Annotated in this window: 16 protein-coding genes, 1 tRNA gene and 1 pseudogene; 11 read left to right on the forward strand and 7 right to left on the reverse strand. The window is 41.0% G+C overall.

The window, feature by feature from the left end:
- Nucleotides 1-59 precede the first annotated feature (59 nt).
- Nucleotides 60-1,106 carry a threonine aldolase family protein gene (locus V7K32_RS00905; RefSeq protein WP_334989473.1) on the forward strand — a complete coding sequence of 349 codons (1,047 nt, stop codon included), beginning with the start codon at nucleotides 60-62 and terminating at the stop codon, nucleotides 1,104-1,106.
- Nucleotides 1,107-1,271: 165 nt separating this feature from the next.
- Here V7K32_RS00905 and V7K32_RS00910 read toward each other — a convergent pair.
- Together V7K32_RS00910 and V7K32_RS00915 are read right to left on the reverse strand one after the other, a co-directional pair.
- A tRNA-Arg gene (locus V7K32_RS00910) sits at nucleotides 1,272-1,345 on the reverse strand.
- A gap of 33 nt (nucleotides 1,346-1,378) precedes the next feature.
- Nucleotides 1,379-2,476: a tocopherol cyclase family protein gene (locus V7K32_RS00915; RefSeq protein WP_334989475.1), complete on the reverse strand. Its 1,098-nt coding sequence runs from the start codon at nucleotides 2,474-2,476 to the stop codon at nucleotides 1,379-1,381.
- A gap of 35 nt (nucleotides 2,477-2,511) precedes the next feature.
- Between V7K32_RS00915 and V7K32_RS00920 the strand changes: the two genes are divergently transcribed.
- The 4 genes from V7K32_RS00920 to V7K32_RS00935 all read left to right on the forward strand — a co-directional run bounded on the left by V7K32_RS00920 (nucleotide 2,512) and on the right by V7K32_RS00935 (nucleotide 6,035).
- The gene (locus V7K32_RS00920) at nucleotides 2,512-3,120 is read left to right on the forward strand and encodes a J domain-containing protein (protein ID WP_334989477.1); all 609 of its coding nucleotides are present in this window, start codon (nucleotides 2,512-2,514) and stop codon (nucleotides 3,118-3,120) included.
- Between the two features lie 110 nt (nucleotides 3,121-3,230).
- Complete coding sequence (locus tag V7K32_RS00925; protein WP_334989479.1) at nucleotides 3,231-4,700, forward strand: DnaJ domain-containing protein; 1,470 nt, start codon at nucleotides 3,231-3,233, stop codon at nucleotides 4,698-4,700.
- 113 nt (nucleotides 4,701-4,813) lie between these two features.
- The gene (locus V7K32_RS00930; protein WP_334989481.1) at nucleotides 4,814-4,969 is read left to right on the forward strand and encodes a WD40 repeat domain-containing protein; all 156 of its coding nucleotides are present in this window, start codon (nucleotides 4,814-4,816) and stop codon (nucleotides 4,967-4,969) included.
- 337 nt (nucleotides 4,970-5,306) lie between these two features.
- Entirely contained in the window at nucleotides 5,307-6,035 is a 729-nt protein-coding gene (locus V7K32_RS00935; RefSeq protein ID WP_334989483.1) for a hypothetical protein, read from the forward strand.
- 802 nt (nucleotides 6,036-6,837) lie between these two features.
- On the opposite strand, the gene V7K32_RS00940 is transcribed toward V7K32_RS00935, so the two are convergent.
- From V7K32_RS00940 to V7K32_RS00955, 4 genes are all read right to left on the reverse strand, one after another.
- Nucleotides 6,838-7,671: a metallophosphoesterase gene (locus V7K32_RS00940; RefSeq protein ID WP_229496095.1), complete on the reverse strand. Its 834-nt coding sequence runs from the start codon at nucleotides 7,669-7,671 to the stop codon at nucleotides 6,838-6,840.
- Nucleotides 7,672-7,862: 191 nt separating this feature from the next.
- Nucleotides 7,863-8,693, reverse strand: a complete 831-nt coding sequence (locus V7K32_RS00945; protein WP_334989486.1) for a metallophosphoesterase — start codon at nucleotides 8,691-8,693, stop codon at nucleotides 7,863-7,865.
- Nucleotides 8,694-9,153: 460 nt separating this feature from the next.
- Nucleotides 9,154-9,609, reverse strand: coding sequence for a pentapeptide repeat-containing protein (locus tag V7K32_RS00950; RefSeq protein WP_334881952.1), 456 nt, complete (start codon nucleotides 9,607-9,609; stop codon nucleotides 9,154-9,156).
- Between the two features lie 261 nt (nucleotides 9,610-9,870).
- Nucleotides 9,871-10,752, reverse strand: a complete 882-nt coding sequence (locus V7K32_RS00955; protein WP_334989488.1) for an alpha/beta fold hydrolase — start codon at nucleotides 10,750-10,752, stop codon at nucleotides 9,871-9,873.
- Nucleotides 10,753-11,112: 360 nt separating this feature from the next.
- On the opposite strand from V7K32_RS00955, the gene V7K32_RS00960 reads away from it, so the two are divergent.
- The 5 genes from V7K32_RS00960 (at nucleotide 11,113) to V7K32_RS00980 (ending at nucleotide 14,442) form a co-directional block, all read left to right on the forward strand.
- Complete coding sequence (locus V7K32_RS00960; protein WP_334989490.1) at nucleotides 11,113-12,258, forward strand: glycoside hydrolase family 10 protein; 1,146 nt, start codon at nucleotides 11,113-11,115, stop codon at nucleotides 12,256-12,258.
- Nucleotides 12,259-12,270: 12 nt separating this feature from the next.
- Nucleotides 12,271-12,702: a DUF2358 domain-containing protein gene (locus tag V7K32_RS00965; RefSeq protein ID WP_334989492.1), complete on the forward strand. Its 432-nt coding sequence runs from the start codon at nucleotides 12,271-12,273 to the stop codon at nucleotides 12,700-12,702.
- Between the two features lie 60 nt (nucleotides 12,703-12,762).
- Nucleotides 12,763-13,062, forward strand: coding sequence for a type II toxin-antitoxin system HigB family toxin (locus V7K32_RS00970; RefSeq protein ID WP_334989494.1), 300 nt, complete (start codon nucleotides 12,763-12,765; stop codon nucleotides 13,060-13,062).
- Nucleotides 13,046-13,450 (forward strand): helix-turn-helix domain-containing protein, encoded by a 405-nt coding sequence (locus tag V7K32_RS00975; RefSeq protein ID WP_334989496.1) that lies wholly within the window; start codon nucleotides 13,046-13,048, stop codon nucleotides 13,448-13,450. The genes V7K32_RS00970 and V7K32_RS00975 overlap by 17 nt, the downstream gene beginning before the upstream one ends.
- A gap of 185 nt (nucleotides 13,451-13,635) precedes the next feature.
- A complete protein-coding gene (locus tag V7K32_RS00980) occupies nucleotides 13,636-14,442 on the forward strand; it encodes a DUF262 domain-containing protein (protein WP_334989498.1) in 807 nt (268 codons plus the stop codon).
- 75 nt (nucleotides 14,443-14,517) lie between these two features.
- Here the strand turns inward: V7K32_RS00980 and uvrA are convergent, their stop codons facing one another.
- Entirely contained in the window at nucleotides 14,518-17,406 is a 2,889-nt protein-coding gene (gene uvrA / locus V7K32_RS00985; RefSeq protein ID WP_334989500.1) for an excinuclease ABC subunit UvrA, read from the reverse strand.
- Nucleotides 17,407-17,976: 570 nt separating this feature from the next.
- On the opposite strand from uvrA, the pseudogene V7K32_RS00990 reads away from it, so the two are divergent.
- Nucleotides 17,977-18,186 (forward strand): annotated as a pseudogene (locus V7K32_RS00990) (Uma2 family endonuclease); the annotation flags it as partial.
- Between the last annotated feature and the right edge of the window lie 335 nt (nucleotides 18,187-18,521).

Raw genomic sequence — 18,521 nt, forward strand, 5'->3', positions numbered from 1 at the left:
CGCAAACTTGACTAAATGAGCATTAGATAAACTATTATATACCTGCTCTAGGAGTGCTGATGATTCTGCTGACAAGCGATACTGAAACAAAGCCGACACAGGCGATGCGACAAGCGATCGCCACTGCTGAAGTTGGAGATGAGCAAAAAGGAGAAGATCCGACCGTTAACCAACTATTAGAACGGGTTGCAGATTTACTAGGCAAAGAAGCCGCTCTTTTCTTTGCTTGTGGAACCATTTGCAACTTTGTGGCAATCAAGACTCATACTCGTCCTGCTGATGTGGTGCTAGTAGAACAGATGGCACACATTATTCGGGCTGAATCGGGGGGGGCAGCGATGACTTCTGGTGTACTTATGGAACCGATTGCAAGCGAGCGAGGAATTTTTACAGTCGATGCTCTGGCTCAATCACTTGAAAGAGTCGCAACTGCTCCTTACCTTTACTCTGCAATTCCCCGCTTATTGTGTGTAGAGCAAACCCACAATTTTGGAGGGGGTTCGGTTTGGCGGCTTAATGAACTACATGAGGTTTGCAAGTTCTCCCGTCAAAAAGGTTTAGCTACCCACATGGACGGGGCAAGACTTTTAAATGCAGTTGTTGCATCTCAAACTACAGCCAAGGATTTTGCTGGCTGTGTTGATTCTGTCTGGATTGACTTTACTAAAGGACTGGGCGCACCAATCGGTGCTGTTCTTGCGGGTACACGGGAGTTCATCGCACAAGCACGTCGATATAAACACATTTTTGGTGGCGCAATGCGTCAAGCTGGCATTGTCGCAGCAGGTTGTCTCTATGCACTTGACCATCATGTTGAACGTCTACAAGAAGACCACGACAACGCAACTTATCTGGCTCAACGACTGAGTGAAATCGAAGGAATTATAGTTCGAGATCCAAAACCTGAGACAAACATTGTTTTCTTTGATGTTTCAAGACTAGGACTCGACAAAGCCATGTTTCTCAATCTGTTACAGCAGGGTGGTGTGAAAATGGGAGCCGTTGGTGATTCTATTCGGGCAGTCACTCATTTAGATGTTTCGCGGGCTGATATCGATTTTGCGGTTGATGCTATTTTCAAAGTTGCGAAATCCTCGTGGCACTAAGAGAAAGGAGATCGGGGAGTTTCATAGACAATTAAAAGAACTACTCGTGGTGGTTTTTGGATAGATGACTGAGCAAGATTGTTATGCAGTAATTTTCCAGCTACTACGGTAGAAAAAAATCCCTATAACCTGCTATTAGTCAAGGTCTTAGGGATTTTTTGCTTACGGGACTGGTGCGGCTCGAACGCACGACCTGACGCTTAGGAGGCGTCCGCTCTATCCAACTGAGCTACAACCCCAACTATGAAGCATATATAATTATAGCAGTACTTTTACCGAGACTGCCAAGAATCATCCCAAGGGCCGCCGCCTACTTCTAAACCACAAAGAAAACTTTCTGCTTTCAAGATTATTTGAGATTTTCTCCCATTTACTTCTCGTAACTCTAAATTTAATTTTCCTTGCATCGTGTCTTTGCAACAGTATCTTAAACCATCCTCTGTAGGCGCACGCAGAGGTGTACCAGGTAAATCTGTGGTTCCTATCAATTCAATTTCATAATTACAACTAGTAGCTTTCATTTGCCATCTACCCCAAGGCTGAATTTGCCAATCTACTTGGGAATTCCAGGGAACGAATTCATAAAACTTGCCTTGATAGTGCAACCCAATCATCGCTACAGATTCCATCCACCACAGCACACCCCGCCGCCCACCACCAGCAGTTAAGGCTAAGTCGGGTTCGCCCTCAAAGCAATTACAATTTAGCCAAAACCATTTTTGCGGAAAAGCACCACCCCAATTTTTCTCGCCGTAGGCTGGGGCGTTGGTGAATTCGTAGATTTTCCCATTCCAGTCAATCTTCCCACTGGCTAAACCGTGAGCCATCAAAATTTGCCATCCCGGTTCAAAAATCTGTGAGAATGAGAGCCAGCCGGCGGTTGATTGCTGAATGCTATTTTGATTACCCCAACCGTATACAGGTTGAATTTCATACTCCCAACGGCAATAATTATTAGTGGCGCGATCGCTAATTATTCCCTGATTCAAAGTGGCTGTAGCTTGATAACCCTCTTGAACATGATACTCAAACTCTGCTGGGAGCAAGTATAGAGGAGAAATTTGTAAATCTGTTTTACCCCAATGACCTAAACCCAGGACATCTCGACTACCCCAAAATTTATTCACATCAGGAAAAGTACGCCATAAATACTCATCATCGGGTCCGAGGATTTGGGCTGCACCACCACTATGGGGTTTACCGCCGATGGGATCTTCAATGGAGTACATAAAGGCGAACGTTTGCCCAATTTCCGGTAAAGTGACGCGGTAATACCAGCCTTCAAAGAAGCGGCGACTACTACCATCCCAGTGATAACCAGAATGGGGCGTTTGAGTTGATTGAAGCAGATTTAAGGGAATAGTTAACATATATCTATATAGTTATAGTTGCCGATTTTTTCAGTATGCGCGATGACCTCGATCTCAATCATGCTTATGAAATTCTTGGGTTGGAACCGGGTGCATCACAAGCACAAGTAAAGCGAGCTTACCGTCAACTGGTGAAAATTTGGCATCCCGATCGCTTTCTTGAGCAAAAGCAAAAACAGGAAGCTGAGGAAAAAATCAAATCAATCAACTCAGCTTACAACAAGCTCAAATCTGAAAGTCCATCTGAGCCTCCCATTCCTGAAAACCCACCTTCATCTTCGCCTAAAAATCCTACAAAAATATCTGTCAATCGTTGGGATGCAGAAGCTTTCTATACTTTAGGGGTAGAAAATGCTACACAAGGGAGATATGAAGATGCGATCGCAGATTTTACCCACGCAATTCGTCTAAATCCTCACTATGTTGAGGCGTATAAATATCGTGGGCTAGTTTGCTCTCAACTGGGATACGAATATAGAGCCGCTTCCGATTTAAATAAAGCTGCACAAATAGAACAATTAAGAAATCCGGGCGCTGTTCGTAATGTACGTGCAGGTAGACCTGTATCCAAACCTAGACCTCTTATAAAAAGATTTTGTGAGGGGATAAAAAGTTTACTACGGCTAAATCGGCGTGGGAGATAAGAAGCAAATATACTTTAAGACGCAATATACGGCGACACCATACCTTGAGTTAGTTAATACTTACGCTTGGGAATACTAAGTATAGTAATATTTGCTGCTGATTTTCTACTATGAGCGATCGCTTTGATATAAATGGTGTTTACGATATTCTGGGGTTGAAACCAGGTGCATCTGTTGATGAGGTCAAGCAAGCTTATCGCCAGATGGCTAAGACTTGGCATCCAGATTGTTTTTTTGAACCGCAACAAAAGCTAGAAGCAGAACAAAAAATTAAAGAAATCAATCAAGCTTATGCAAGGTTAAAATCTTATCCGCCAAGTGAGACAAATCAATTTGCTTCCACATCTACCAAAATTGATTTCACTCCATCTAATGCTGAAAGTTTCTATAAACGGGGCTTGGATAAAGCTCAAAGAGGAAAATATACTGAAGCAATTGAAGACTTTACCCAAGCGATTCGTCTAAACCCCAACTACTTTGAAGCTTATAAATACCGAGGGATTGCTTGCTGGAAAATAGGATATGAAAATAGAGCAAAGTCAGATTTTAAAAATGCTGGAGAACTGGAACTGAAACAGAAAAAAGCATCGTCTGAACCTACATCGCCACCGCCAAAGCCATCAACGCCACCCAAACATACATCACCACCGCCAAAGCCACCAACGCCACCACCTGAACCACAACCTCAACCTTCAGCGTGGAAATGTGTACACACCCTGAATCATCTGAACTGGGTTTTTATAACTGCAATCAGTCCAGATGGGCAAACTCTGGCTAGTGGAAGTAGTGATAATACTATCAAGATTTGGCATCTCGAAACAGGAAAATTACTACATACTCTCACTGGACATACAAAATGGGTAAGATGCCTAGCCTACAGCCCAGATAGCCAAACTTTGGTTAGTGGCAGTGATGACAGCAGTATGATGATTTGGGAAGTGTCTACAGGTAAATTACTCAACACGCTCAAAGTACATTCAACCCCAGTTTTTTCTGTAATCATTAGTCTAGATGGTCAGACTGTCCTGAGTGGCGGTAGAGACACCACTATCAAGATTTCCCATATAGAGATGGGACAATTACTACACGTCCTCAAAGGTCATTCTTACTTGGTCTACTCCCTTGCTATTTGCCCAAAGCAGCAGATTTTAATCAGTGGTAGTGCAGACAATACCATTAAGCTGTGGAATTTAAAAAGTAGGAAACTGCTGCAAACTCTCAACCAGCATTCAGGTTGGGTGACTTGTGTTGCTATTAGCCCTGATGGACAAATTTTAGCTAGTAGCAGTTATGACCAGACTATCAAGTTATGGAACATCAATACAGGTAAGCTAATTAACACACTTGCGGGACATCATAATTATGTTTGGTCTGTAGCTTTTAGTCCCAATGGTCAGCATATTGCTAGTGGTAGTGCAGATCATACTGTAAAGCTATGGGATGTTAACACCGGACAACAACTTTACACGCTGGGCAACCATTCAGATTGGGTTAACTCTGTCGCTTTCAGTCCCGATGGCAAAACTTTGGTTAGTGGTAGTAGAGACATGACAATCAAGCTTTGGCGATGCGATGTCTAACGACAAACTGAAAGACTTGAGGGGGCGACACCATACCTTAAGTTAGTTAATATTTATGCTTGGGAATACTAAGTATAGTTAGATTTGCTGCTGATTTTCTAGTATTCTTAAATATGCAAGATTTAATTTCTGTACGCACTCTCAAAGGTCATTCAAATAAGGTAATGTCTGTCGTGTTCAGTCCTGATGGGCAGATTTTAGCCAGTGGTAGTGATGACAAAATCCATAAAAATGGGGATAAAACTATTACCATATTCCCTATTGGTTAAGGCTGTCATGCTTTTATAAATGACCTCTAATCATAATCTATTCAAGTTGATTAAAAATTTAGATAACTGAAGCAAATTCCGAAATTTTTCCTAAACGCATCACCTAACAGTTTAATAACATCTATCTTTGGGATACTCTTTCTCTTGATTAAGTATTAACTTCCTACAGATAGAGCCACTTGCTAATCTCAGAGGTTATGCTGAGAGTTACCAAGAGTTGAGTAGCAAATAAAACTCAATATTTATCAGCAACATAAATTTTTAAGCTCATTAAAACCTCTTGTTCTTACAAAACTTTAGTTTGTCAAAATCATATCTAGGAGTGAAATCAACAGCTATGTCTATTCCCAATGAAGGCGAAAGCAAAAACAGTGAAGTTAAGCAAGCATCTTACACTGATACTAATGGTAAGATTCACACTGACTTAACGCGAACTACTGAAACAGTCAAGAACAACACAGCTAATCCTAACTCTTACACTAACGGTTACGTACAAGGTCGAAATACTGAGCGTAGCAATCAGCAAGCTGATTTAGCCGAGCGTGACGATAACAATGCTAGTCGTGGTTTGCTGTTGGGTATTATCGTTACTTCCGTACTTGGTTTGATTATAGGTGGGGTCTGGTACTTCAACCAGCAGAATAACGCAGCCGTTAACAATACTGTGCCGGTCGCGGTTCCTGTACCAAGTAGTAGTCCAACTCCTAGTGCTTCTCCTCAAACAAAAACGACAATAATCGAAAGAACCAGGGAAGTACCTGTACCTGTTGCTGTTCCTGTTCCACAACAGCAGGTTGCACCTCCGTCTGCACCTCGCCAACCGAATATTAACATTACTATTCCACCCCAACAGCCTGCCGCAGAAAAAGCGCCTTCTGCAATCCAGCCAACCCCTAAAGCGACACAAAGTCCGACGACGAGTCCAACTACTAATACTGTTGCGCCAGCTACGAAAAGTGACACCTCTAAAACCACTCCATCTAAAGGAGTAGACCAGTCAAATAGTACATCTAATAGCGGTTCTTCTACCGCAGATGATACTACTACAGGCGGTTCTGCTCAATAACGGCTTTTGAATCAGCCTACTTGATAATGCTGACCTCACCCCGTATTTGCTCACGCAAACACTCTCCTCTCCGATGCTTTGGAGAGGGCTTGGGGGTGAGGTTTAAAAATGTACTTCATGCAAATGAGAATTGCTAAGTAAGTGGGTCAAATTAAATATAAAACCTCACCCTGCCTCCGGCTGACCCCGACAATAACAAGGAGAGGGATTGAGGGTGAGGTTTGATATAGATGTTTAATTACGCCTACCTACTTATAACAAGTGGGAATATTCTTAAGAAAGATTTCTGAATTGTTACGAAAAATTAATGGTATTCAAGTTTCGTAAACGTGTCTTGTAGCTAAACAAACACAATGCTAGATTAAGAGCAAGGTACAAAAAGGTTAAAAGTTAAACAAAAACTTTCCAGTTAGAGCCTGTACCTCCTGCTCTAATGTTCTTGCGTAGGCATAGCCCGTCGTAGACATCGCTATGCTTGGTTGTGGCATCTATTGAATGTGTTTTCCCTTTAAGTTCAATGAGTTGTTTTGGAGGTTTTAAAACGCACAGCCAGAAAATGCCTGCCTAGTTGAAATGTAAGGATGTGCAATTCTGAGTAGAGCGATCGCCAATGCTGCCCACCTTAGTTTGAGTTACTTACTTCTGAATTCTCCAATCTTCAAGAAACCGCCCCAAGCTGCTGATAATTATCGCTCGTAGCTTCAGGCGGTTTCTGCTTTAAGTGTTATGCATTTAAATTGCACACTGACCAGTAAGGGCTGTCCTTTGTCATTCATTTAGACCAATGACCAATGACCAATGACTAATGACTAACTAAAGTAATTACAGTCACTTCTGGCGGACAAAATAAACGTCCTGGTTTATAAGTTCCTAAACCCCGATTGACATATAGTTGATTTTCTTCGACCTTATGAAACCCTTGCGCCCACTCCCAATATCGTACGACTTTAGAACAGTCTCCTAAGAAAAATGTTACCCAACGCCGTAATTTTTTGGGAATTTGTTTGAGTAGCTTTTTATAATAAAATACTACAGGGCCAATGCCTGGAATGACGATGTGACCACCGTGGGTATGACCAGATAGTTGCAAATCTACGCGCCATTGTTGCAATATCTTAGCTGTATCTGGGTTATGAGATAAAACAATGCGTGGTGTAACGGAATCTAGTTGATTCATGACTGGTGCAGGGTAGAATTCCCGTGACCAATAATCAGCTAATCCTACTAATGGTAATTCTTTTCCTAGTGGATAGGCAATTTCATTCCAAAGCACATGCACTCCAATGCTAGTTAACGCCTGTGTAACTTCTGCTTTTGAGTGACTGTAATAGATATCGTGATTACCAAGTACGGCGTAGATACCACAGCGACTTTGCAGATGTTTGAGTCGATGCACCAATTGGTGAATCGGCGTCGGATCGTCAGTTACGTAGTCACCAGTTAATAGAATTAAATCTGGTTCAGCTTCATTAGTAAGTGCGATCGCTTTTTCTAACATGTCTTCCGACAGCCGCAAACCATCGTAGTGAAAATCTGACAACTGCACGAGCGTTGTACCTTGTAAAGATGCTGGAAGTTCCGCAATCTTAACCGTGATTTTATCTACTCTTAAATGTCCCGTAAACAACCAATGCATAAGCCAACCGATACTCCTCATACCAGCGCTTACAGCTTACCAAAATTAAAATGTAACTTGATAAACTGCAATAATTTATGTCACTCCAGATACAATTAACTAATTGATTGAAATTCTGAAACTAAACTACAAATAATCATTAGCCAGAATACATGCTGTGATTCCGTTCTTGAATTTTGAAATTTGAACTATTACTCACCCTGTAGGGTGATTATAGTAACTTCTGGGCGGCAAAATAAGCGTCCTGGGAGGTAAGTTCCCAAACCACGATTGACATATAGCTGATTTTTTCCCAACTGATGGAAACCCTCCGCCCATTCCCAATGGCTGACTACAGAAACATTTTCTGCTAAAAATGGAAATCGACGCTGCACTTTTTTTGGTATTTTTTCTGCAAGCTTTTCGTAAATAAGCATCACAGGGCCAATTCCAGGAATCACGATTTGACCACCGTGAGTATGACCAGATAATTGTAAGTCAACTCGCCATGCTTGCAGTATCTCCGCAGTATCTGGGTTGTGGGATAAAACAATGCGGGGTGTGTCGGGGTTTAGTTGATTCATAACTGGTACAGGATTAAATTCCTGTGACCAATAATCAGCTAGTCCTACCAATGGTAATTCTTTTCCTAGTGGATAGGCAATTTCGTTCCAAAGCACATGAATTCCAATACTAGTAAGGGCATCTGTAACTTCTGTTTTTGCGTGGCTGTAATAGATATCGTGATTGCCAAGAATAGCATAGATACCACTGCGACTTTGCAGATGCTTGAGTCGAAGTATCAGTTGGTGAATCGGCGCGGGATCGTCAGTTACGTAGTCACCAGTTAATAAAATTAAATCAGGTTTAGCTTCGTTAGTAAATGCGATCGCTTTTTCTAACATCTCTTCCGACAGCCGCAAACCATCGTAGTGAAAATCTGACAACTGCACCAGCTTCTTACCTTGTAACGATGCAGGCAAGCCTGTAATGTTAACCGTCAATTTCTCTATACTCAACGGCCCAGATAACAACCAATGCATAAGACGTTCGATAAAGCTCAATCATAGCGCTTACAGCTTAACGAAACATCCTGGGTTCGTGTGTAAGTAAGTGGGTCAAATTAAATATAAAACCTCACCCTCAATCCCTCTCCGTGAGTTCGGAGAGGGAAGCCGGAGGCAGGGTGAGGTTTTTTCTTATATTTAATTACGTCTACCTACTTAGTAACCAGTGCAACTTATTGAAAATTTTATAAAAACTAATAAAAAGCCTAAAAGCTAGACATAGCAAAACTTTTTAGCCTTGCACTTTTTTGCACAGATATTCGATTCAGCCCCAAAAAGAAACCCCCTCTGCTTTGGTTATAGTAAAGTCATTACAACGCAGAGGGGTTTCATTTTTTATTTTTATATAGTGTAGAGGCAGATTTTAAAGATAATGCTGGCAAAAAACCAGTTTCTCTGATGTTGTCTTTATTCTAACCTGCCTACCCAGTTGAGACTATTTCCAATCGGGAATCTCAGCATCTTCTCCACCAATACCGATTCCAGTGTTAAATATTTGGGCATCAGTAAGGTTCAGATCATTCATTGATGCTTTATACACATTAGAATCGTGAATCGTAGCGCCAGTAAAATTTACTCCGTTGAGATTGGTTTGCTTCAAATTCACATTACTTACATAAGCTGATGTTAGGTTAGCACCTGCTAAGTTTGCACCAGTTAAGTCTGCACCTTCAAGGTTAGCCCCTACAAGGTTGGCTCCTTGCAGCTTCGAGCCTCTCAAGTCAGCACCAATTAAATGAGCGCCACTGAGGTTAGCTCCCGATAGATTGCACTGGATGCATTCCCCAGTTGAAAGCAGCTTTTGTAAGTCCTGCGGATTCTCGGCTCTAACCGAGCTAATAAAAAATAGGGGAGTTGCTAAGGCCATGGTCGCTAATAGCTGGAGTTTCATAATTTTCCCCCTTAAATAATCAAGTTGCGTCCGTTCTGTCCCTCACAACTCTATTATCTCATTAAACTTGGTTAGGTCAATCTATCTCTTGACAACTTAGTTGTGATATGAAACAGGCATAACGGTAATCTAATAAATGCCGTTAATTCTGATTTTTGGCGATTTTTACTTGACAATGCCTAAAAAACTGCCAATATTAAATCACTGTTAAATCTTTTTAAAAGCTTGGACTACTCACCATTTGATAAGTATTTATACTTTTTAGTAAATACTGTTAGTTTTAGTTCTTAGAAATTCTCGCATATACTGATTAACCAATTCAGGCTGTTCTTGCTGCACCCAATGGCCACAATTGGGTATGTATTTGATTTGAAAGTCCCTGACGTAGGCTGCGGTGTCGTAGGTTAGTTCCTTGCCGAGTGCAGTGTCATTTTCTCCCCAAATCATTAATGTTGGTACTTCCAGAACGCCCCAACTTGGATTTAGCATTCTCTGTTGAAAAATATTGCGGTAGTAGTTCAACATTGCTGTGAGGGCACCGCGTTTTGCCGCAGCATTTTTATAAGCGTCAATATCCGTTTTGGTGAAAGCACTCTTGTTAACTGCTGTAGCTGTAAAAGCTGTTTCAATTGCTTGGTAGTCTGAAGATTGTAAAAGTAATTCTGGTATCCACGGTAGTTGGAAGAGGAATATGTAGTTGCTACGTAGCAACTGTTGGGGAGTGCGTAACCCTTGGGCAAATTTGGCAGGATGAGGCAGGTTAAGAATAATTAATTGTTCTAACATTTCCGGGTGATTATATGCAAAATTCCAAGCGATCGCACCTCCCCAATCATGTCCAACTAATACACATTTTTGATATCCTAATCCTTTAATTACTCCCTGAATATCTCTGATAAACTCATCCATTACATAAGCTGATTGCTCATTTGGTTTATCACTATCGTTATAGCCACGCAAGTCAAGGGCGACGACTTTAAAATCTTGGGCAAATTCTGGTATTTGATGCCGCCAAGAGTACCAAAACTCAGGAAACCCATGCAACATCAACATTAAGGGGCCTTCACCTTGGGTAACGTAGTGGAGTTTTACCCCATTGGTAGTTATATATTCGTGTTTCCAAGTCAGTTCTGTTACAGTCATCTGTTGTATTTTTTGTTGGTTGTATTCATTATGTGTAATATTTTTGGTCAAAACATCTGCTGGGAGATATAGCGGTTCGTAAGGTACAAGAACCCCAACCCCAACCCCCTCCCGAAAAGCGAGGAGCTTGCTCTGATTAGGAAATGCTATAGTTTTAGAATTACAATTAACATTGGGTAGATACTAGTAAGAAATCAGTAGAGTTTCATATAAGTAGGAAAATATATAGCAATCCTGTCTGAATTTGTGAAAATGAACGTAGAGGCGTAGCGTCTGGTACAGAAGAGAAGAAAGAGAAGCTTTCAGATATGATTTAGGACTGGTATATCAAGCTGGATAATATAATTATTTGATACATAAATGGGTAGAACAGAAATACGTGGTATTTGGCTGACTACTACTGATAGCAAGGTTCTCAGGTCAAAGCAACGCATAGCTGAGGCGATGGATTTCCTGGTCGAGACGGGTTTTAATGTGGTGTTTCCCGTGGTTTGGAATAAGGCAGTAACTCTGTATCCTAGTCAAACAATGCAGCAGACGTTTGGAGTTGAAATTGACCCTATGTCTGTAGGACGTGACCCTTTAAAAGAAGTGATAGTTGAGGCGCGGCGAGTTGGGTTGAAAGTTATACCTTGGTTTGAATACGGTTTTGCCAGTTCCTACAATTTGAATGGTGGTGTACTTTTACAAAAAAAACCGGAATGGGCTGCGCGTGATTGTAACGGTAACTTACTGAAGAAAAACGGCTTTGAATGGTTGAATGCACTCGATTTACAGGTGCAGGAATTCTTCTTAAATTTGGTGCTGGAAGTTGTAAAGAATTATGATGTGGATGGTGTTGAAGGAGACGATCGCTTCCCTGCATTCCCCTCTGAAGGAGGCTATGATGTGGGAACTATCACGCGTTATCGCCAGGAATTCAATCGCAATCCGCCACAGAATCCGAAGGATAGACAATGGTTACAGTGGCGTGCAGATATTCTCACTGAGTTTTTGGCGAATCTCTACCGAGAGGTGAAAAGGGTGAATCCTAATTTATTAGTTGCGATCGCACCTAATATTCATGATTGGGCATTCCAGGAATATCTGCAAGACTCACCCGCATGGCTGAAGCAGGGAATAGTTGATCTGATTCAGCCGCAGATTTATCGCCGTGACTTTAGGAGTTATTCTGCGATCGCTGATAAACTAGTAAACCAGCAGTTCACAGATGCGACACTACCGAAGTTAGCACCGGGAATACTGATGAAGCTTGGTAGTTATTGTATTAGTCCAGAATATTTGGTGCAAGCAATTGAGTACAATCGTCAACTTGGCATTCAAGGAGAGGTATTCTTTTTTTACGAAGGTTTGCGCGAAAATAACAATAACCTAGCTAAAGTTTTGCGAAATGGCCCCTATGCTAAGTCTGCATCATTTCCTATTTTGTCAGATTTGAGTACGGGTGGTGTGAATAACAAGAATACATCTTCAATTTGGCAACAGTTGTTAAAAAATATTTTTTAAGGAAAAATGCGCGTGGAATCTCAATTATCGGTGGAACGGGTAATTAAGACTTTAAAAGAGGATTTACCGACACTTTTTGAAAAAGATATTTCATATCACATTTATACAGACGATATCTATTTTAAAGACCCGGTGAATACATTCAAATACAAATTTAATTATCGGATTATATTTTGGACTTTGCGATTTCACGCTCGGCTATTTTTTACTCAAATTTACTTTGATGTGCATGAAGTATTTCAGTCAGCCGAATATACGATTTTAGCAAAGTGGACAGTGCGGGGAGTGTTGCGCGTTCCTTGGAAAGCTGGTTTGCTTTTTAATGGCTATTCAACGTATAAATTAAACCAAGATAATTTGATATACGAGCATATTGACACTTGGGATAGAAAGCCAGGGGAGATTTTAAAACAGTTTTGGCAAAGAAGAGAAACAGCTAATTAGATACATAGGGAGTTAAAAATTTATCCATAATAAGCAGACAAACGCCGAAATAAGAAATTAATGCACGTCATCAGTCGGAAAAAGCTACGACAATTCTGCCAAAAACACGCTGATTGCTGTGAAGCACTTGATGACTGGTACATAACCGCTAGTAAAGCAGACTGGGGTAATTTGCTAGAAGTTCAAACTATTTATCCTAAAGCCGAAGCAGTAAGCAAGTTTATAGTTTTCAACATCAAAGGTAATAAATACCGCTTAATTGCTAGTATTAACTATGAAAAGCAGGTCATCTATATAAAATATGTCTTAACTCATGCCGAATATGACAAAGACTCCTGGAAAAATGACCCTTACTTTTAACTCAGACATTTATAGCCAATTGCTGTCTCAACATCAACCTCGGATTATCAAAACAGAAGAGGAAAACGAGAAGTTTTTAGAGACCGTTGAAGAACTCCTTTCTCGTTTCCATCTGACTCCTGAAGAAGATGCTTTGTTGGAATTATTGGTAAAACTGATTGAGGATTTTGAAGATAAGCATTATCAGCTTAATGTTTCAACACCTCAATCAAGACTCAATCATTTGATGGAAGCTAGAAGTTTGGAACAAGCTGATTTGGTAGAAATTCTGGGTTCGAGCGAGATTGTTACCAAAATCATGAATAGGGAACTAGAAATCACTAAAAAACAAGCTGAAGCTTTGGGTAAGTTTTTTCACGTTGAGCCAAGCTTGTTTATTTTAGAATAAGGGATCGCTTTTTTTAAGTGAAATCTAATTAAGAGATAATGGGCGATTATTCATTTAGCCCAATTTAATGGCTATGAAAGTTTTTGGCTTTTATAGCCATTAAATTATAATTTCCCTGGTATGATTATTAACTAAAATGTTGTATATATTTATAATCAGTAGAAAAAACTAAAGAGCCATTTAAGATGCCAAAAGATAGCCCAAAAGTTAGCCTAGATGCACTTATACCTAGAGAAGCATTTGAGGTTCAAGGACAGCAATCTCAAATGATACTCAATAATATTCCTATGATACAAATTCGTAATTTAGATCAAAAAGATTTTTTCTATCCATTTTTACGAAAACCCGATTTTCAACGAGAAACCAATGAGTGGGATGCTCAGAAAATATGTGATTTTATTGAAAGTTTTTTAGATGGTGATTTAATACCAGCTGTTATTCTTTGGAGAAGTAATAGTGGTTATTTTTTCGTAATTGATGGCTCACATAGGCTAAGTGCTTTAATAGCCTGGATAAATGATGATTATGGCGATAAAGATATTTCCAATAAATTTTATGATGCATACATCACAGAAGAACAAAAAAATGCTGGTCAGGAAGTTAGAACACTAATTAAGAATAAGATAGGCTCTTACCAGGATTATGAATTATCAACACAGCACTTAGACAAAATAGATCAAAAAACACTTGAGAGAGCAAGAAATTTAGGTAGTTTGGGTATCCAACTTCAGTGGGTTGGTGGTGATGCATCTAAAGCAGCAGATTCATTTTTTAACATTAATCAAAAAGCAGCACCTATTAGTCCAACTGAAATGCGTTTATTAAAGGCTAGGAATAAACCTAATGGCGTTGCTGCTCGTGGAATTATGAGAAGTGGTAATGGTCATAAATATTGGTCAGAGTTCTCACAAGATAAACAAGATGGTGGCTTAGGTAATTTAGGTAATGCACAGTTAACTCACCTATACTGCAATACAACATTCAAAAATTAAAGATTCTCAAACTAGGCATAAAAATTAGAGATAAGATTCTTTAGTTTTATCTAATGCAAGTTACTTTGGAAAAGACTAAGATTTCATAGCCGGATACTGTTTCAACACCTGCTTTAAATATTGCCCAGTATAAGACCGGGGATTTTTTGCAACTTCCTCCGGTGTACCTACAGCAATCAATTCTCCGCCTTTGTCGCCACCTTCTGGCCCCAAATCTATCACCCAGTCAGAACAACGAATTACATCTAAGTTGTGTTCAATTACTAGTATTGAATTACCTTTATCTACCAATCTTTGCAACACATCTAACAATTTGTGGACATCATAAAAAGATAACCCTGTTGTCGGTTCATCGATTAAATAAAGTGTCTTCCCTGTGGCGCGTCGAGATAATTCGGTTGCTAATTTTACCCGTTGCGCTTCACCACCAGATAAGGTAGTTGCAGGTTGTCCTAGTTGGACATAACCCAACCCGACATCAAATAAAGTTTGTAAACGCGCGATCGCTTTAGGAATATTCTGGAAAAAGTCTAAACTTTCCTCGACTGTCATTCTCAAAACATCAGAAATAGACTTATCTTTGTACTTAACTTGCAAAGTTTCGCGGTTGTATCTTGCACCCTTACAAATTTCGCATTGCACGTAAACATCCGGGAGAAAGTTCATTTCAATAACATTTACACCCTGTCCGCTACAAGCTTCGCAACGTCCACCTTTAACGTTGAAAGAAAATTGTCCGGCTTTGTAACCCCTAGCTTTGGCTTCTACTGTTTGGGAAAATACATCTCGAATCGCATCAAAAATTCCTGTGTAAGTTGCAGGGTTAGAACGTGGTGTGCGTCCAATGGGAGATTGATCGATAACGATCGCTTTATCAATCGCATTCAATCCCTGAATTTTATCCAAATGTCTGGGTAAGGGAACTTTCTTAGTTAAATGGTGTTGCAGAGATGGGTACAGTAATTCGTTAATCAGGGTAGATTTGCCAGAACCAGACACACCAGTAATGGAGACGAGTTTACCTAATGGTATGTCTACATCTATATTTTGTAAATTGTTGCGATGGGCATTTTTAATTCCCAAACTCCGCCCATTTCCTTCTCGGCGTTCTGCTGGTGTGGTAATTACCCGTCTTCCTGATAAATATGCACCCGTCAAAGAATCTTCTGCTGTTAACAACGCCTGAAAATCACCTTGGGCGACAATATTTCCGCCGTGAATTCCTGCACCGGGGCCAATATCAACTATGTAATTAGCTGCACGAATTGTTTCTTCATCGTGTTCAACGACAATTAATGTATTACCTAAATCGCGCAATTTCGTTAAGGTTTTGAGCAATCTGCCATTATCTCGTTGATGCAAACCAATACTCGGTTCATCTAAGACGTAGAGAACTCCTGTTAAACCAGAACCAATTTGCGTTGCTAAACGAATTCGTTGGGCTTCGCCACCAGAAAGCGTCATGGCGGGACGGTCAAGAGTGAGATAATCTAAACCGACATCTAATAAAAATTGCAATCTAGCTTTGATTTCTCTCAATACTAAATCAGCAATTTGTAACTGGCGATCGCTCAACTTAAATTGCTCAATTCTCTCTCGACAATCCCGAATTGATACGGTAGTCAATTCTAAAATTCCATATTGTCCCAACTTCACCGCCAAGGCTTCCGGTTTTAACCGTTTACCCAGACAAACTTCACATGGTTGATCGATTAAATACTGCTCTAATTTTTGCTTAACTAGCTCAGTCCCACCCTCATATTGCCGTTGCAAAATTGGAATAGCACCTTTAAAACTCTGCTTCCTCTGTGCCTCTGCGGTTCGTTCATCTTTCTCGCCATACAGAATAATTTGCTGCTGTTCTTCTGTCAGCTTGCTCCAATTTGTCTGTAACTCAAATCCATAGCTTTGCCCTACACTATAGAGTAATTCCAGATAATAAGAATTATCTTTTTCGGACCAAGGCGCGATCGCAGCATAAACCGGCGCTTCCCAGTCGGGTACTATCAAGTCTGGCGCAAATCTTCTTAAAGTCCCGATTCCATGACAGTGCGGACAAGCACCATAAGGCGAGTTAAACGAGAACAATCGCGGCGATAGTTCCTCCATTACCGCCCCATGTTCTGGACAAGCAAAATTTTCTGAAAATACTAATTCTTCTTCTTTTTCTTGTCCGTCGTCACCAAGCAGACTCACAAGAATGGCTGCAATCCCACCCGATTGCTTGAGACACGTAGACAGGGAATCAACCAAACGCTCCTGAATATCAGGCTTTTTTACTAAGCGGTCAATTACCACTTCGATGGTGTGGGTAAAATTTTTATCCAATTCAATCGAATCTGACAATTCGCGGATCTCGCCATTGATCCGCACGCGGACAAAACCTTGAGATGCCAGACTTGACAAAAGCTTCCGGTGTGTGCCTTTTTTCCCCCGGACAACAGGTGCAAGAATTTGAAAGCGGGTGCGATCGTTTAATTCCATGATGCGATCGCACATCTCATCGATTGTCTGGGGTGCAATAGAGCGATCGCATATCGGACAATGGGGTTCGCCAGCCCGACCAAACAATAGCCGCAAATAGTCGTAAATCTCTGTCACCGTCCCGACAGTGGAACGCGGGTTATGAGACGTTGACTTTTGGTCAATAGAAATTGCTGGACTTAAGCCATCAATCGCTTCCACATCCGGCTTATCCAGTTGTCCTAAAAATTGCCGTGCGTAGGCGCTGAGGGATTCTACATAGCGACGTTGACCTTCAGCGAAAATGGTATCAAAGGCTAGGGAAGACTTACCAGAGCCAGAAACGCCAGTGAATACGATTAGGCGATCGCGCGGTAATTCCAAGTCAATATTTTTCAGATTATGCTGCCTAGCACCCCGAATCCGAATGGTATTCTGGCTGTTGTGGCTGGGGTACGGAAGATGGCCATTCAAGGATGCTGCTAGCTGTTTGTCTGACATATTGGGCGGCAAAGAGGGAGTTTCTTATGAAACAGTCCTTAATAATACTATCTTTAATCAGTTTATAGTAGAACAATGGTACTGTTTTAAATTGAAGTTTTACTTGAGATATTCCGAGCTATCGCCTAAATGATTTAGGAAATTAGGACTTACGCACTGTACAAATGCATGGCGATGTGCATTAACGATGCATAAGTTGCTTCAGGCTTTTATTAATTATTCTGCGATCCGAAATAGACCATGCTGTAAGGGCACAGCAATGCTGTGCCCCTACGAAAGATGTGGATTTTAAACTTAATTTGGCATTTCTTGTCAATGCGTAAGTCCTAGAAATTATGAACTGCAAACACCGGATGCAAATAATCGTCAAAGAAGAGGACTTGGGGACAAGGGGACGGGGAGACTTGGGGAAACCCCATACTTGAAAGTAGGGGCTTGATAGAAGGACATCTTGTATCTCGCACTACGTGTCTCTATCCAAATTTTTCTTTCTCTCCACGACTTAAGTCGGGGGCTTTATCAATCTTTCCCCTTGTCCCCAAGTCCCCTTGTCCCCCCCTCCTCTTCGGTCACTGGATTGCCGAAATCAACTTGTTTTTAGGCGTATGGCAAGGAAGCCGAGAAAACCGTACAGGTTATTGGTTACGTTGGTGGGATGACAAGGGCGAAGTATTACTGTGGGGTTTGGAGTTAGGAGCAAAAGAACGGCAACGTGCAGAGAGATTAGCCGCTCAGTTAAAAGCGCTGGGAATCGAACCAGAGGCAATACTGTTCGGTTAAGCCTAAAAAATAACTCCAATGTAGGTTGGGTTGAGGAACGAAACCCAACATTTTCAGGGGTTTGTTGGGTAACACTAAAGTTCAACCCAACCTACAAATTTTCTTAACCGAGCAGTATTGGAACCGGAGGTTTAACTCGGAACTTCGACCTTTTTACTCAATTATTCATGTTCAGAATTCGGAAGTTCGACCTTTTTACTCGGCCGTTGGTGTTCGGAACTCGGAAGTTCGACCTTTTTGCTCGGCCGTTGGTGTTCGGAACTCGGAAGTTCGACCTTTTTGCTCGGCCGTTGGTGTTCGGAACTCGGAAGTTCGACCTTTTTGCTCGGCCGTTG

Origin of the sequence: Nostoc sp. (genome assembly GCF_036917635.1) — a bacterium.
Taxonomy (GTDB): Bacteria; Cyanobacteriota; Cyanobacteriia; order Cyanobacteriales; family Nostocaceae; genus Nostoc.

Excerpts from the sequence above, each read along its gene's own strand:
- V7K32_RS00905 (WP_334989473.1), top strand. The coding sequence starts at position 60 with ATGATTCTGCTGACAAGCGATACTGAAACAAAGCCGACACAGGCGATG.
- V7K32_RS00915 (WP_334989475.1), bottom strand. The coding sequence starts at position 2,476 with ATGTTAACTATTCCCTTAAATCTGCTTCAATCAACTCAAACGCCCCAT.
- V7K32_RS00920 (WP_334989477.1), top strand. The coding sequence starts at position 2,512 with ATGCGCGATGACCTCGATCTCAATCATGCTTATGAAATTCTTGGGTTG.
- V7K32_RS00925 (WP_334989479.1), top strand. The coding sequence starts at position 3,231 with ATGAGCGATCGCTTTGATATAAATGGTGTTTACGATATTCTGGGGTTG.
- V7K32_RS00930 (WP_334989481.1), top strand. The coding sequence starts at position 4,814 with ATGCAAGATTTAATTTCTGTACGCACTCTCAAAGGTCATTCAAATAAG.
- V7K32_RS00935 (WP_334989483.1), top strand. The coding sequence starts at position 5,307 with ATGTCTATTCCCAATGAAGGCGAAAGCAAAAACAGTGAAGTTAAGCAA.
- V7K32_RS00940 (WP_229496095.1), bottom strand. The coding sequence starts at position 7,671 with ATGCATTGGTTGTTTACGGGACATTTAAGAGTAGATAAAATCACGGTT.
- V7K32_RS00945 (WP_334989486.1), bottom strand. The coding sequence starts at position 8,693 with ATGCATTGGTTGTTATCTGGGCCGTTGAGTATAGAGAAATTGACGGTT.
- V7K32_RS00950 (WP_334881952.1), bottom strand. The coding sequence starts at position 9,609 with ATGAAACTCCAGCTATTAGCGACCATGGCCTTAGCAACTCCCCTATTT.
- V7K32_RS00955 (WP_334989488.1), bottom strand. The coding sequence starts at position 10,752 with ATGACTGTAACAGAACTGACTTGGAAACACGAATATATAACTACCAAT.
- V7K32_RS00960 (WP_334989490.1), top strand. The coding sequence starts at position 11,113 with ATGGGTAGAACAGAAATACGTGGTATTTGGCTGACTACTACTGATAGC.
- V7K32_RS00970 (WP_334989494.1), top strand. The coding sequence starts at position 12,763 with ATGCACGTCATCAGTCGGAAAAAGCTACGACAATTCTGCCAAAAACAC.
- V7K32_RS00975 (WP_334989496.1), top strand. The coding sequence starts at position 13,046 with ATGACCCTTACTTTTAACTCAGACATTTATAGCCAATTGCTGTCTCAA.
- V7K32_RS00980 (WP_334989498.1), top strand. The coding sequence starts at position 13,636 with ATGCCAAAAGATAGCCCAAAAGTTAGCCTAGATGCACTTATACCTAGA.
- uvrA (WP_334989500.1), bottom strand. The coding sequence starts at position 17,406 with ATGTCAGACAAACAGCTAGCAGCATCCTTGAATGGCCATCTTCCGTAC.